The sequence below is a fragment of the Bacillus cereus group sp. MG16 genome, assembly GCF_040459875.1.
Classification (GTDB): domain Bacteria; phylum Bacillota; class Bacilli; order Bacillales; family Bacillaceae_G; genus Bacillus_A; species Bacillus_A paranthracis.
The window spans coordinates 2,866,673-2,881,380 of sequence record NZ_JARVHE010000001.1 but is presented as its reverse complement, the minus strand read 5'-3'; the positions used below and the strand labels follow the sequence as shown (position 1 = coordinate 2,881,380).

Sequence of the window (14,708 nt, the reverse complement as noted above, 5' to 3'; positions counted from 1 at the left end):
AAAAGCATGGTTGGAATCGAAAAGGGCTGCACCTAGATGCCTAAAGGTGAAAGAACAAATTGTTTGGCAGTAACATTGCAAACTTATCAATCTATTCTAGGGTTTGTTACAGGGTACGATGAGACTAAGAAGTTCTTAAAATTGAAAAAATCCCCTTAATAATGTTAAAGAGACCTTGCTCACGCAAATAATCTGTAAATCAATTCATTTTTGATATACAGATCATTTGTATGATAATATTTATAAAGAATTGCTAAAGAATGAAATTACATAAATGCTTTTAGAAGTTCTTGAATTAATGGGATTGCTCCACCAATAAATTTTAAAACTGCCATTGCGATTTCCATATTATTCTCTCCTCTGTTTTTGTATTAAGATGTGTGAATCTTTATAACTTTATTATAGTAAGCGTTTTCATTTATAACAATACATTTTTGTATGCAATATTGCATATTTATACGTTTAGACAAAAAATAGGCTCTATTAGTCATTCTTTAATGGTATCATATCGAGGAGTGAGTCTTTAAGGGTTTTTACTAATAGGAGGAAATATGGAAAGAGTACAAGTAATTTACAGTAATCTGAAAATTAAAATTTGGGCTAAACAGGTATTAGCTGTAGGAGGAATATTAGGTTTCTGCTACTTGGTGTTATATGTTTTTAGTTTCTTAGTTGCTACGTAAATATTATATAACTAAACTAGTAGAGTCTTGCCTAGATAGGTAAGGCTCTTTTGTTTTTATCTTTGAAAAGGATTTTAATCTTACTAATAGATTTGATTCCTTTCTGTATACCTTAATTTTTATATTACCATATTAATATAATATACTAAAAATAATTTAAAAGCAAGAATATTAGTAGGGGTCCGCCACATGCTTAATTAAATACTATGAAAGAGCGCCTTGATTGTAGAGATTGGTGGTAGAAGTGAAATAGAAAAAGCCGTCCTGTTTGATGTGCACCCCAATTGTTAGACATGAAAGACAATTGGAGGTGTACATTATTAATTTAAATTGAATATTTAAAACACATACATCCGTGCAATACAAATCACACAAGAGTAAGGGAGACATGTGATATATACTTGCGAGTGCTAGGCATGATATATGAAACAAGAAATAAATTGAGGTATGGATGATATTTGTGTAAAAGGAAAAGCTAACTTATATTCTTTTAAAGTTGGTGAACCCAAAATGAATTCTAATCCATATCATAGAAGTCTTACACTGATAGAACTGACAATTTTGGTTATAAGTAATATTTGTGGAATTGGCTTACTTTCGTTATCAAATGCTATTGCAAGTACAACTTTATTCCCAGATGGATGGGTTATATTATTAGTTTCAGGTCTTGTAGTTGTTATTTGGGGATGGATTTCTACAAAGTTGATTACTTATTTTCCACAAATGTCCTTTTATGAATATACAAGTACATTAGTTTCAAAATATGTAGCAATCCTATTTTCAATAATGGCCATATGTATTTATTTTTGTGTTGCCGCCTATGAAATTAGAAGTATCTCTTTAGTAGTGAATATGTATTTGATGGAGAATGTAGACTTTAAATTTATTGCTTTTTGTTTTTTACTAGTCGTTGCATATGGTTTATGTGGATCGAGAATAGCTTTAGTACAATTATGCAGTTTAGGGTTATATGTTGTTATAGGAGCGCTTGGTTTATCAATATTATTAAATATTAATAATATTGATTTGCATCATCTATTTTCAATTATAAAAACATCTCCAATGGGTTATATTAATGGTTTAAAGAATGCTGGCTTTGCTTTCTTAGGATTTGATGTTGTATTATATTACAATTCCTTAGTCAGTAATTCTAAAAAAGCTCCAATATATGTAGTGAGTGGATTGACATTAGTAGCAATGCTATATACTATTACCTATTTGGTTTGTATATGTGTGTTTTCGCAACCTGTTGTTAGTAAATTGGCATATTCAGTTGTAGAATTAGGAAAAGGAGTAGATATAGGGGGATTTTTAGAAAGGTTTGATGCGATTTTTTTGTGACGTGGATTATTGCTATTTTTTCAACCACAATAATATACTTAGATATGGTAGTGATTTTGTTAACTAACGCATCTAATAAGATAAAAAAACAACTTTTATTTTTATTTTATTACCTATAATCTACATGCTTTCTATATTTCCAAATGGTCAAGAATGAATCGGCTACACTAAGTTGGACAGATACTATAAGGGCTAGTAGACTTAACATACTAACCTAAGGGAGCGTGCTACTATGTCACGTCAACGTCGAACTTTTACACCAGAATTTAAACTTCAATTAGTAAAGCTATATGGAAATGGAAAGTCCCGTGCAGATATCTGTCGAGAATATGAAATAACGCCTTCTGCGTTGGATCGCTGGATTAAGAATCATCAAGAAACTGGGACATTTACTGCTAAAGAAAATCGGACAGAAGAAGAAAATGAGTTAATCAGATTACGTAAAGAAAATCAACGTTTAATGATGGAGAATGACATTTTAAAGCAAGCAGCGCTGATCATGGGACGAAAATAGATGTGATCCGAAATAACACTCACAAATATTCAGTATCAGCAATGTGTAACGTCCTTAACATCGCCAAAAGTACCTACTACTATCACGCCAAGCCGCGTGAACAAGACGCACATGAAAAAGAAGACGTTGAGCTTTCCAACGAAATAGAACGACTCTTTAAAGAAAGCCGTAGTAACTATGGTACTCGTAAACTCAAAGTAGAATTAAAGAAACAGAAGATGGTCGTTTCTAGACGTCGAATCGGTCGAATTATGAAACAATTAGGACTTGTATCAAATTATACGGTGTCACAATACAAGCCGTATAAACAAACCTGTAATGAAGCACCAATCAAAAATGAGTTACAACGTCAGTTTAAACAAGAAGAGCAATTAGCTGTAGTTGTCAGTGATTTAACATACGTCCGTGTTGAAAAAAAATGGCACTATGTATGCTTATTTGTGGACCTTTTCAACCGAGAAATTATAGGTTACAGTGCTGGTCCAAATAAGACAGCAGACCTTGTGTATAAAGCATTAGCGAGTATTAAAGGAAATTTACATAACATCAAGATGTTTCATACAGACCGAGGAAAAGAGTTTGATAATAAACTGATTTCAGAGGCTTTAGAAACATTCAGAATTCAACGATCATTAAGTATGAAGGGCTGCCCCTACGATAACGCTGTGGCCGAAGCGATGTTCAAAGTGTTTAAAACAGAATTCGCAAACGGAGCACACTTCGCTTCTCTTGAACAGCTCGCTCTTGAACTTGATGATTATGTTCATTGGTTTAACAACATTCGAATTCACGGAACACTAGGCTATTTAACGCCAGTGGAATATAAGAAACAGACCTTATAAAAATTGTCCAGTCTAGTGTTGACATTCCATTCATTTATTTTAACATAAGGAGAATATCAGTCTTAATTGTGATGAGGGGAGGAGTATTTAAAATAATTTTTTATTGTAGTTGTATCAATTTGGCCAGCAAATAAAGGGGATGGGGATTTTTGAAAAGTGTTTTGAAGGATATGACATGTCTTGTTCAATTGTTCAATATAAGGAATATATATATCATCTAAAATCGCTGAAGGTAATTCTAAAGTTTCATGTTTCCATAAGTCGAACTCATTTGGATTAATAATCTGCATACTTCCAAAATGAAAAGCAATTAATTCATCTTGATCAATAAGAACCTTGTGATCTGGTTTTGATATAGAACTGCTATTTAGAACTACATTCCAAGGTGCTGCATCAATACCTTTATGAGTCATGATTTTTATATTAGAAAAAATGTTAGGAATGTGATTTAAATATTTTTGGTCACCCCATCTATTCATTTCAACATCATAATGATTTTTGCAATATTCTAGGCATTTATCTTTCCACCATGTTAGAATTTCTTTACTATTTTGATCGTTTTTGAAGCCTACTAAACCAGCTTGGTATATACCGTGTATGCTTTCAATTTCAGTAGAACTTCTTTGGGGGCATAGAAATATAGAGTATTTCCACCATTCATCAAGAATGATATTAGGTGCTGTAAAGAAATACATATCAGCATCACAATATATAATGTGATCAACTTCGGGATAAAGATTAAGGACATGGAGACAAAGAGGTGCTTTTAATGTCCAACAATACTCTTGTAAATTCCTCTCATGTTTTATACTGAGTAGTTCATGACTTTCAATATCTTTAACTGGAATGAGTATGGCGTGCTTTAATTTTAAATCTTTTAATATTTGGTAAGTTAAATCATCCATACAACAGATCCATACAGTAAATTTAGTGTCGAGATTTTCTAAGGAATAATAAGAAGTCAATCCCTGAATTAATCGTTCTTTACTTATAATCATAGAAAAATTCATAAAATGATTGGATTGATTCATTTTTCTTCTTAATTGTGAATCTTTATATAAGGTTTGAGCTTCATTTATATCTTTTTTACTTAAAAATTGTTTTATATTTTTATTGAATTTTTCTTTTAATTGCTTTAAGACAAATTGGATTCTCTCTAAATAAGGAGTGTAAATATGGTTTAATATATTATTTGGTATTGAAATTGCTCCCAAGGACCATAAATCAAAATCATTTTCAGTAAAGATAGTAATACATGCAAAATGGTAAACAACTAGTTTATCATTTTCGATAAATACATCATTTATACTCTTGTCAATTTTGTAATCGTTATTATATATACAGTTCCAAGGAGCAGCATTTACACCTAAGTTATTGGAGATTTTAACTTTCGGGAAATAGATAGGGATATAATCTAAATACTTTTGGTCGCCAAACTTTCCCTCCTCAGGTTCGGCACTACACCAATCTATACATTTTTTTTCCACCACCTTACACTCTTTAGTCCATAGAGATCACTCTTAAATCCAATTAGACCAGCCTGGTATTTACCGTACATTTTTTCTACCCAATCACGATCTCTTTGGGGAGTAAGGAAAATAGAATGTTCACCCCATTCCTCAAAAATAATATTAGGATTAGAGAAAAAGCATAAATCACCATCACAATATAGAATAGATGGTAAATGATAATTTACCAATAAATATTCTATCAAGACAGGTTTTAAAGTCCAACAATATTCATTTACTTTTCTTTTTCTCTTAATTGCTTTTAGTTCACTATCTTCTAATTCTTCAACTTGCAAAAGGTTTACGTTAATTAGGTTCATTTCTTTTAATAATGAATATGCAAAAGGGTCTATACAACAAATCCACAATGTAAATCTATCTGAGTACTGCATTAATGATTGCTGTAAGGCAATGATTTTCAAGATATATTCACTACCTACAATGACACAAAAATGATTATTTAAATCATGTTGTTGGTTATAGAATTGAGGGTTAATTTGTTTTTGAGTATTTTTAGGAGAGCGATTTGAAGTCTTCATTTCTGTTGAAATTGGGTTAATTATTTTCTCATTAGAGGGGATATATAATCGAGGTAAGCTTGTTTTTTTATCATTAAAGCTCAATGTGTATTCAGTCCTCTCCACTAAAATTTATTAGGATTCCAACTTTCATCTACGATTTTTAAATCTTTAGGTGTATCGACACTAGCCCAAAAATCATTGTGTTCATAGACTGCCAGCTCATTATCTTTTATTAAATTTCGGAGAGGATCTTCTTCTAGAACACAATCATCACTATTACATAAATAATCGAAAATTTCTTTGTTAAATACAAAAAAACCGCCGTTAATTACTTCATCAAGTAATGGTTTTTCTTTAAAATCAATAGCAATTCCATTTTCAACCGCCAATAGGCCATATTGACTATTCTTTTTTATTCCAGTTAATGTAGCAATTTTTCCTTTTTCTTTATGGAATGCTATCAGTTGATCAATATCTATATTGGCTAATCCATCGCCATAAGTTAATAAAAAGGTTTCACCCTGAACAAAAGGTTCAAGTTTTTTTAGTCTTGCCCCGGTCATTGTATCAATCCCTGTATCTATAAAGTGTATATTCCAATTTTCTAATTCCTGAAGTAGCTTATATTGACTGGTTTTAAAATTTAAACTAAAATCATTCTCTTTCCAGCTAAAGTCCATAAAATATTCTTTAATTTTCTCACCTTTATATCCTAAGGGCAAAATGAAATCAGAATGTCCATATTTTCTATACCAATTCATTATATGCAAGAGGAGAGGCTTTCCTTGAACTCGAACTAATGGTTTGGGAATGTCCTCTAAAATTCCTTGCATCCGAAGCCCTTTTCCGCCACACAAAATTATGACTTTCATAGATCTATTTCCTTCCTCTCTATATATTTTACTAATTTAAGTTATGTAGTTTGTTTGGAAAATGTATACACGGTTGTACCATAATGACAATCAACTAAAAAATATATGTTAGATTTATAATTAAAATGCTGATTAAATGTTGAGAATACGCAATGTAGTTTACCATGAATTGTATGTAAATTAGTTTATATAGTACTAATGAAAGAAATTGCTTGTTCGTAAGATAAAAGAAGGGGAGGGAAATCTGGGGGAATGGAAGAAGCATGTAATTAAAAGTATTAGAAGATAAAATTATAACAAAAATAAGGTGAATTATAGAATCTGGTAGTTGTGAATATACTACCTAAGCAGAATATGCTGATTGTATAAATGATTTCAAAGAAATTAACAGAAGAATAGCGAAGGAAATTAACTATTAAAGAAAAAGTGAACAAATATTACATTTTAAACTCTAGAAATTAAAAAAGAGCACCGCATAAAGGTGCTCTAGTGATGGAATTAACTTTGTAAAGAACTATTGATCCTATAAAGAAGGACTTATGAATGATTATATGAACGGATAATGAATTAAGTGTGTACTAATCAGAGGGGAATTTTATTTTTCTACGCCTATTTTAATCTACAAACAAAATTATGTTAAAAGTAAAAAGGAAATTAATAAGTTAATGCTATTTTATTTAAAATATAATCCCAATCGGAATCATCACCTTCCCATCTATCCTGATAACGTGGGAGTTCAATTGAACAAACCCTAGGTATGCCCCAATTTTGTTCAACAATATTAGATATACCCTCCTTAAAATTTACAATAAGAATATTAAAATCTTTATTTGTAACTTTGGATAACACGTTCTGTAATTCAACTGCCTCATCTCGATTTCCCCAAATTCTAATGAATAAAATTGATTCACTACTAGTTATTTCTTCAAGGAATCGTTTAATTTTAGTGTCTAATTTAGCTTTAAAAGAAGGGTAGGTTACTTTCCAATTCTCATCTGGATTAATAGGAAAGTCATGCATTGATAAACAATTATAATAAGTGTCCTTTATACAGTAGGTAACTCGTTCTGCCCATTTCGTTTGATTATCAAATTCTGATTCAATAAGACCATAACTTTCTGAGCCTTCTATGACCATATTTTCCAACTTCATAAATTTTTCAAATCGATTTTGAAGTAATCTGTTTACATCTGAAAGTGATGGATAATAAAACCAATCTAAAGGTCCAGAAAATGTTCTTAAATGGTGCCTTTTGACTTGGTTGGTAACTTGGCACAATCCGCCTAAACTTACAATCAGGCCATAGGATTTTTGTATATCCTCTAGGTTCATCCTCATCATCCTTTTTATAGAATAATTTAAATTATCTCTTCAGTATATGATGCAATAATATATTGATGTGGACCTATATATAGAAGTACATAGGGCTAAGACATTTGTACAAACTTAAAAAGTAAAAATTATGAAGTTAACGTAAATAATGCATTTTGGAATGGTTAGCAAATGATATATGGCGATGGAGATGATCGTGGATTTATTCCACTTTCTGGTTCTCATTATGTTGTGGCACATGAATTAACTCATGCAGTTACAGAGTATTCTGCTGATCTTCGTTACTCTGTTTATACAAATTTATATATTTGAGGAAGTTATTCTAACTCTTAAATTCCAATTACAAGTAACGAAGCATTCTTCGAAAAAGAAGATAAAGGCAGCTTTGAGCGTAAAGAGAAACTGGAATAAAGGTAAGATTGGATAAAGGGCTAGTATTGAAAAATATAAAAGATGGAAGTAGCATAGGGGATTTACGCATAAAGTAAAATTGATGATAAAATTAACGAAATTTTCATTTTAGTCAGATAAATGTATGGTGTTTTTAACTTATAATAATGTTACTACAATGAAAATACGGCTACGAATTAGTTATTTTAAAAATCAAATTTAGATGGGAAGAGGATAATGAAGACCAGAGATAGTTATAAAATTATTGTAATTGGTGCTGGGACGGCAGGAATATCTTCTACTGCACATTTGTTACGAAATGTACCCTTATTGAAAGAAAATATAGCAATTATTGATCCATCAAAAAAACATTATTTCCAACCACTATGGAGTTTAGTGGGGGGAGGAATTGTTTCAAAGGAAAGTACGATGCGTGATCAAGAATTGCTTATTCCAAAAGGTGCAACGTGGATTCCTAAAAAGTGTCGTTAAGTTGTTTCCGGAAGAAAATAAGCTACTTTTAGATGATGGACTGCTGCTTGAGTATGAAATACTTATTGTAGCAGCCGGTATACAAATACATTGGGATGGTATTAAAGGCTTGAAGGAGTCTATTGGGACTAATGGGGTTTGTAGCAATTACTCTTATAAATATGTTGATTCTACTTGGAGAGAAATTGAAAAATTTAAAGGAGGAAATGCGGTTTTTACCCACCCCAATACTCCTATTAAATGCGGTGGTGCTCCACAAAAGATTATGTATTTAGCAGAAGAGTATTTTTGTAATAGCGGTGCAAGGAATAAAAGTGAAGTAATGTTTTACACGGCTAATGCTAACATATTTCAGGTTCCACGTTATGCTAATACATTAGAACAAGTGCTAGAAAGAAAGCAAATAATAACAAATTATAATAAAAACTTAGTAGAAATTATCGCAGGGAAGAAAGAAGCAATTTTTGAAGATACGCAAACACTGAAAAGAGAAACAGTACCATATAGTATGATCCATGTTGTTCCACCTATGGGGCCACCTAATTTTATTAAAGAGAGTGAGATAAGTGATCATCAGGGTTGGGTAGATATAAACCCTTATACTTTGCAGCATGTAAAGTATAAGAATATTTTCGGAATTGGAGATTGTACCAATTTACCCACCTCTAAAACTGGAGCGGCAATTCGAAAACAAATACCGGTCTTAAAACAAAATATTATGGACGTATTTAACGGAAGAGATATACAGGCTAAATATGATGGGTATACATCTTGTCCAATTATTACAGGATATAAAAGTCTTATACTCGCTGAATTCAACTATGAACATGAGCCTCAAGAAACGTTTCCATTCAATCAAGCAAAAGAACGATACAGTATGTTTTTACTTAAAAGATATATGTTGCCCTATATGTATTGGAACTTTATGTTGAAAGGGATTCTATAAGAGAAGAGAGAAAGCGGTAATGAAAATTGAAAATCATTTTGAATTAACTATTTGGAGGGAATAGCTATGCTTTTAAAATATTTTTATGATGAAAAATTAGCACATGCTTCTTATTTAGTCGGTTGTCAGAAGGAAGGCGTAGCAATTGTAATTGATCCAAGTCGCTATATAGAACAATATATAGAATTTGCTAAGAAAGAGGGAATAGAAGTAATTGCTGCGGCTGAAACTCATATTCATGCAGATTTTCTTTCTGGGTCTAAAGAACTTTCAAATCTTTATCATGCAAAGTTATATGTATCTGATGAAGGAGATTGTGATTGGAAATATCAATATCTTAACGAAGGTCGATACAAATTGGTTAGAGAGGGCACAGAGTTTAAAATAGGTCATATAAAATTTAATGTAATTCACACCCCAGGGCATACACCTGAGAGTATTTCTTGTTTAGTAACTGATACGAGTCAAAATAATTATACGAATGATAAGCCGATGGGAATATTCACAGGTGATTTTATATTTGTAGGAGATATAGGAAGACCGGATTTATTAGAAACTGCTGTAGGTATGAAAGATACTGCAAAAATAGGAGCGAAACAATTATTTGATTCTATACAAAAAATAAAAATACTCCCTGATTATTTGCAAATATGGCCATCACATGGTGCAGGAAGTGCATGTGGAAAAGCATTAGGAGCAATTCCAACTTCTACATTAGGTTATGAAAAGATGTTTAATTGGGCATTTCAGTGTAATGAAGAAGGTGAGTTTGTATCGACTTTATTGACGGGACAGCCAGAGCCTCCAAAGTATTTTTCATTAATGAAGAATTTAAATAAGTACGGTCCTCCAATTCGAAAGAAGAGGGAAGTTTTTGCTATTAAAACAGTAGAAGAACTTCAAGAAGTTATGAGGAGCGTTCAACAAATAGTTGATATAAGGGATGTAGAGCGTTTTGCTTCTGGTCATATTGAGAAATCAATTAACATACCTTATAACAATTCTTTTACAACGTGGTGTGGATGGTTACTAGATTATAAAGCAGAAACTTTAATCATACTAGATGAGGAAGAGGTTAGAGTGGAGGAGGTTATTAGAGACTTTGAATCTATTGGGCTAGACAATATTATTGCTTTTGTACCTTTAAAGGTAATACAAAGACTTGATAAATTTGAAAATTACAAAGAAAAAACATCAATTGAATTATATCCGCATATAAAAGATGGAAAAGTTAAGGTTATCGATGTACGAAGTGAAAAGGAGTGGGAGGAAGGACATCTTCATGATGCAATACACATCCCTTTAGGAAATCTATCTAAGCAACTAGATTGCATTCCAAAAGATTGCCCAATCGTTTTACAATGTCGAACCGGATTGCGTTCCGCTATAGCAGCTAGTATTTTACAAAGAGCTGGTATAAAGGAAGTAGTGAATTTAAAGGGAGGATTTCTTGCGTGGAAAAAAGAAGAACTTCCATATATAATATGTAATCGCAATGTATAAGGAAATAAGTTCCATTAAATTATCCAATAAGAAAAATTGGGATTACATAGAAGTATATCTATATATAGGAGCACCACATTTAGATAGTATATTAAAATAGGAGAAATAGATGATTTATTCTATAGACCTGAATTTTTTCAGAATTATGCTAATGAGCAAATAGATATAGTTTTATCAGCAAATTAGTTGCTCCAAATCAAGGGGTTTTCCCTACATATACAGCCGGTTTATATGAAAAACAAAATACGCATAGGATAGTGAGTAGAGGATTAGGCAATAGTATCATTCCGAAAAGGATTTTTAATAGGCCGGTACTTGTAATCGTACAGCTAAATTGAACTGTACGATTTTTTGTATAAAAAAATAAATAGACAATATGCATTTTATACAAGTTAACATTACAATTTTGTTAAAAATTTTCTACGTTACATAAAGTAACAAAATTTGACCCGAAGAGTTTGTTATAGTGTAAATAATCAAAAAACTTAAAAATTAGTCGAGTGAAAAATGTGATAAGTAACTCATGTGAAAAAACTTAAAGGGGTGTACACATGCATAAAGAATATGAGATTGAAGAGTATACGGCGATTGAGGAACAAATACATTATTATTGTAAATGTTTATTAGTTAGTCATCCTGATCAAATTATAAAGTATTTAGAAAAAAGGTTAGAAAAATATGCAGAAACATTACAATATGCACATTTATATCCTGACACAGTTATTTTACCGTTACAGCAGTTAGTTATCGAATACTCTTTAGATGTTGCTAGAATTAGAAAGTATATGAATTTAAAAACGTAAAGTAAAATATATAATGTAAATGAAACAGAGTCGACTTTAAGAAATGATATTCTAATGTCGACTCTGTTTCATTGTTTAAGATTGAAAATACATACTAATCAATGAAGTTTGACATATAATTACGCAAGAGTAAAATAAAAGTGAGTACTCACTCATTTTTAGAAAAGGGGGAATAAAACGTGCAGCAACCTGCAATTATTTTACGAACCGTGTCAAAAAGTTTTGGAAAAAAAGAAGTGTTACACAATCTTTCATTGCAAGTTGAAAAAGCTGAGATATTTGGTTTAGTTGGGCCTTCAGGTTCTGGGAAAACGACTCTTATTAAATTGATTGCAGGTATTAACGAAGCAACGGAAGGTGAAGTGCTTGTTTACAACACGAACATGCCTAATTTAAATGAAATGAAAAGAATTGGTTATATGGCTCAAGCTGATGCATTATACGAAGAACTATCAGCATATGAAAATGCAGATTTTATGGCAACGATGTACGGATTAAAGGGAAAGCATAAAAAAGAAAGAATTGAAAAGGTTTTTGATCTTGTTCAATTATCACAACATATGAGAAAGCAAGTGCAGCATTTTTCAGGCGGGATGAAGAAGCGTTTATCATTAGCAATAGCACTCCTTCATGAACCAGAAATATTAATTTTAGATGAGCCAACAGTGGGGATAGATCCGCTTCTTAGAAAAACGATTTGGGAAAAATTTTATGATTTGAAAAAGAAAGGCACTACCATTATTGTAACAACACACATTATGGACGAAGCTGAATTTTGTGAACGCCTAGGGTTAATTAGAGAAGGAAAGCTAGTTGCGACTGGTACAACTGAAGAATTGAAAAAGCGGGTATCATCAGGAAGGATTGAAGATGTCTTTTTGTTGGAAGAGGTGGCTGAATTATGAGAGTTACCGGTGTAATCATTCGTATTATTCGCCAATTTTTTCGAGATAAACGTTCGTTAGCGATGATGTTTGGGGCACCTATGTTATTACTTTGGTTATTGTCGCTAGTGTTTACACAAAAGGACTATGTACCGCATATTGCTGTTGTTGATATGCCCGCTCAGTTAGTAAAAGTGATGAAAAATCAGGAAGCGTCAATTTATGAATATAATACAGAAAAGGCAATGTCTGAGCTAGAAAATCAAAAGGTAGATGCAGTCATTCGTTTAGAAAATGGAAAAATGAATATTGTATTAGAAGGTAGTGATTCGTCAAAAAATCGTGCTGTACTTCAAATATTACAAAAAAGTACAGAGAAGAACGATATATCGATAATGAAACCTGAAGTGAATTATTTACATGGCTCTAAAGACTTTACAATGTTTGATGGGCTTGGCCCTGTATTGATCGGTTTCTTTACATTTTTCTTTGTATTTATTTTATCAGGGGTGTCTTTCGTAAGAGAACGTTTAAGCGGTACGTTAGAAAGGTTATTATCAACTCCAATTAAAAGATGGGAAATAGTTGTAGGATATATTATTGGTTTTGGGATCTTTGCATTTATACAATCCATTATAATTGTAAGTTTTTCAGTTTATATTTTAGACTTGTATGTAGCTGGCTCTATATGGCTAACGCTACTTATTACATGTATGCTTTCTTTAACGGCATTAACTTTAGGGACATTTTTATCAGCATACGCAAATAATGAATTTCAAATGATTCAGTTTATACCGCTTGTCATTGTGCCACAAATATTCTTTTCTGGTTTGTTTCCAATTGAATCGATGAATAAGTGGCTCCAAATGTTAGGGAAATTATTTCCGCTCACATACGGCGCTGACGCAATGAGACAGGTGATGATTCGAAATCAAGGATTTACAGAGATTGCATTAGATTTAACTGTTTTACTATTTTTCTCAGTATTATTTGCAGTAGGGAATGTATTTGCATTAAAGAAACATCGAAAAATATAATGATGATACAAAGGGGTATTATAGATGAAGAAGGATTGGCTGGAAGAATTAATTGCCGCAACAAATACAGACAAACGAAATGAACGTCAAATGCGTATATTAGAGGCGGCTGTTGATATGTTTGGAGAAAAAGGTTATGCTTCAACTTCAACAAGTGAAATTGCAAAACGGGCTGGTGTAGCGGAAGGAACAATCTTCCGCTACTATAAAACGAAAAAAGATTTATTGTTAGCAGTTGTCATGCCGACATTAATGAAGTTTGCTGCACCATTTTTCGTACAAGCATTCGCAAAGGAAATATTTAAATCGGAGTATGAATCATATGAAGGGCTTCTAAGAGTTGTTATTCATAATAGATTTGACTTTGCAAAAAAGCATTTTCCAATGATAAAAATATTAATTCAAGAAGTGCCATTTCACCCGGAACTGAAAAATGAAATACAACAGTTAGTTGAAACAGAATTACTTTTACATTTTAAAAAGTTGATTGAAAAGTTTCAAGAAAAAGGGGAAATTATTGAAATGCCCCCAGCTACTGTTTTACGACTTACTTTATCAGCTGTATTAGGTTTATTATTAACACGGTTTTTATTATTGCCTGAAGAAAAATGGGATGATGAAACTGAAATTGAAAATACGATTCAGTTTATATTGTACGGATTAACGCCACGAAATTAATCGTCGAAGTATGAATTACATATGTTACATTTAAGTAAAATAATAAATCGCCTTTAAAAAGGCGATTTATATTTGTTATATTTTTGATAAATAAGTACTTGTTTACTAAAAACATTCTAAATTAACGTACTTCTTTGTCTCTTCTTCTAAGACCTAATAATCCTGCTAGTCCTAATAAACCGAGCCAAGCCCAATTATTATTTCTATCACGATTATCATTTAAATCATTTGTTGTATTTACATTTCGAGTTCTTACATCATTATTAACTCTGTCTAAGTTATTGTCATTCACTCGAGTTGAAATGTCAGTGTTATTAACTCTATTCATATTAGTTCCATCGTATTCAGCGTGGGCAGATGGA

The 14,708-nt window shown here is 31.7% G+C and carries 10 protein-coding genes and 6 pseudogenes; 11 read left to right on the top strand and 5 right to left on the bottom strand.

From position 1 onward, the window contains the following. Nucleotides 1–266 precede the first annotated feature (266 nt). Nucleotides 267–452: pseudogene (locus QCI73_RS14910) on the bottom strand (hypothetical protein). A 99-nt stretch (nt 453–551) separates the two neighbouring features. Here QCI73_RS14910 and QCI73_RS14905 point away from each other — a divergent pair. The 3 genes from QCI73_RS14905 (at nt 552) to QCI73_RS14895 (ending at nt 3,380) form a co-directional block, all read left to right on the top strand. Beyond that, entirely contained in the window at nt 552–683 is a 132-nt protein-coding gene (locus QCI73_RS14905; protein ID WP_327924239.1) for a hypothetical protein, read from the top strand. A gap of 510 nt (nt 684–1,193) precedes the next feature. Next, nucleotides 1,194–2,024 (top strand): GerAB/ArcD/ProY family transporter, encoded by an 831-nt coding sequence (locus QCI73_RS14900; protein WP_353823246.1) that lies wholly within the window; start codon nt 1,194–1,196, stop codon nt 2,022–2,024. Between the two features lie 232 nt (nt 2,025–2,256). Further along, a protein-coding gene (locus tag QCI73_RS14895; protein WP_085964333.1) for an IS3 family transposase occupies nt 2,257–3,380 on the top strand; the annotation gives its coding sequence in 2 pieces (ribosomal slippage) (nt 2,257–2,503 and nt 2,503–3,380; 1,125 coding nt in all). Between the two features lie 62 nt (nt 3,381–3,442). On the opposite strand, the pseudogene QCI73_RS14890 reads toward QCI73_RS14895, so the two are convergent. The 3 genes and pseudogenes from QCI73_RS14890 to QCI73_RS14880 all read right to left on the bottom strand — a co-directional run bounded on the left by QCI73_RS14890 (nt 3,443) and on the right by QCI73_RS14880 (nt 7,613). Next, nucleotides 3,443–5,511 (bottom strand): annotated as a pseudogene (locus tag QCI73_RS14890) (glycosyl transferase). A gap of 20 nt (nt 5,512–5,531) precedes the next feature. After that, the gene (locus QCI73_RS14885) at nt 5,532–6,281 is read right to left on the bottom strand and encodes a sugar phosphate nucleotidyltransferase (protein ID WP_306183039.1); all 750 of its coding nucleotides are present in this window, start codon (nt 6,279–6,281) and stop codon (nt 5,532–5,534) included. Between the two features lie 654 nt (nt 6,282–6,935). Beyond that, the gene (locus QCI73_RS14880) at nt 6,936–7,613 is read right to left on the bottom strand and encodes a papain-like cysteine peptidase (RefSeq protein WP_306183038.1); all 678 of its coding nucleotides are present in this window, start codon (nt 7,611–7,613) and stop codon (nt 6,936–6,938) included. A 126-nt stretch (nt 7,614–7,739) separates the two neighbouring features. Between QCI73_RS14880 and QCI73_RS14875 the strand changes: the two are divergent. The 8 genes and pseudogenes from QCI73_RS14875 to QCI73_RS14840 all read left to right on the top strand — a co-directional run. Continuing rightward, nucleotides 7,740–7,898, top strand: a pseudogene (locus QCI73_RS14875) (peptidase M4 family protein); the annotation flags it as partial. Nucleotides 7,899–8,240: 342 nt separating this feature from the next. Beyond that, nucleotides 8,241–9,441 (top strand): annotated as a pseudogene (locus tag QCI73_RS14870) (NAD(P)/FAD-dependent oxidoreductase). Nucleotides 9,442–9,507: 66 nt separating this feature from the next. Then, nucleotides 9,508–10,944: an MBL fold metallo-hydrolase gene (locus QCI73_RS14865; protein ID WP_353823245.1), complete on the top strand. Its 1,437-nt coding sequence runs from the start codon at nt 9,508–9,510 to the stop codon at nt 10,942–10,944. 114 nt (nt 10,945–11,058) lie between these two features. Further along, nucleotides 11,059–11,282, top strand: a pseudogene (locus tag QCI73_RS14860) (metallophosphoesterase); the annotation flags it as partial. A 213-nt stretch (nt 11,283–11,495) separates the two neighbouring features. Then, complete coding sequence (locus QCI73_RS14855; RefSeq protein ID WP_000548621.1) at nt 11,496–11,747, top strand: hypothetical protein; 252 nt, start codon at nt 11,496–11,498, stop codon at nt 11,745–11,747. Nucleotides 11,748–11,926: 179 nt separating this feature from the next. After that, nucleotides 11,927–12,652 (top strand): ABC transporter ATP-binding protein, encoded by a 726-nt coding sequence (locus QCI73_RS14850; protein ID WP_353823244.1) that lies wholly within the window; start codon nt 11,927–11,929, stop codon nt 12,650–12,652. Then, complete coding sequence (locus QCI73_RS14845) at nt 12,649–13,668, top strand: ABC transporter permease (protein WP_001266746.1); 1,020 nt, start codon at nt 12,649–12,651, stop codon at nt 13,666–13,668. The genes QCI73_RS14850 and QCI73_RS14845 overlap by 4 nt, the downstream gene beginning before the upstream one ends. 24 nt (nt 13,669–13,692) lie before the next feature. Beyond that, complete coding sequence (locus QCI73_RS14840; protein ID WP_000711168.1) at nt 13,693–14,346, top strand: TetR/AcrR family transcriptional regulator; 654 nt, start codon at nt 13,693–13,695, stop codon at nt 14,344–14,346. Between the two features lie 121 nt (nt 14,347–14,467). Here QCI73_RS14840 and QCI73_RS14835 read toward each other — a convergent pair. Then, nucleotides 14,468–14,704 (bottom strand): annotated as a pseudogene (locus QCI73_RS14835) (WGxxGxxG family protein); the annotation flags it as partial. Between the last annotated feature and the right edge of the window lie 4 nt (nt 14,705–14,708).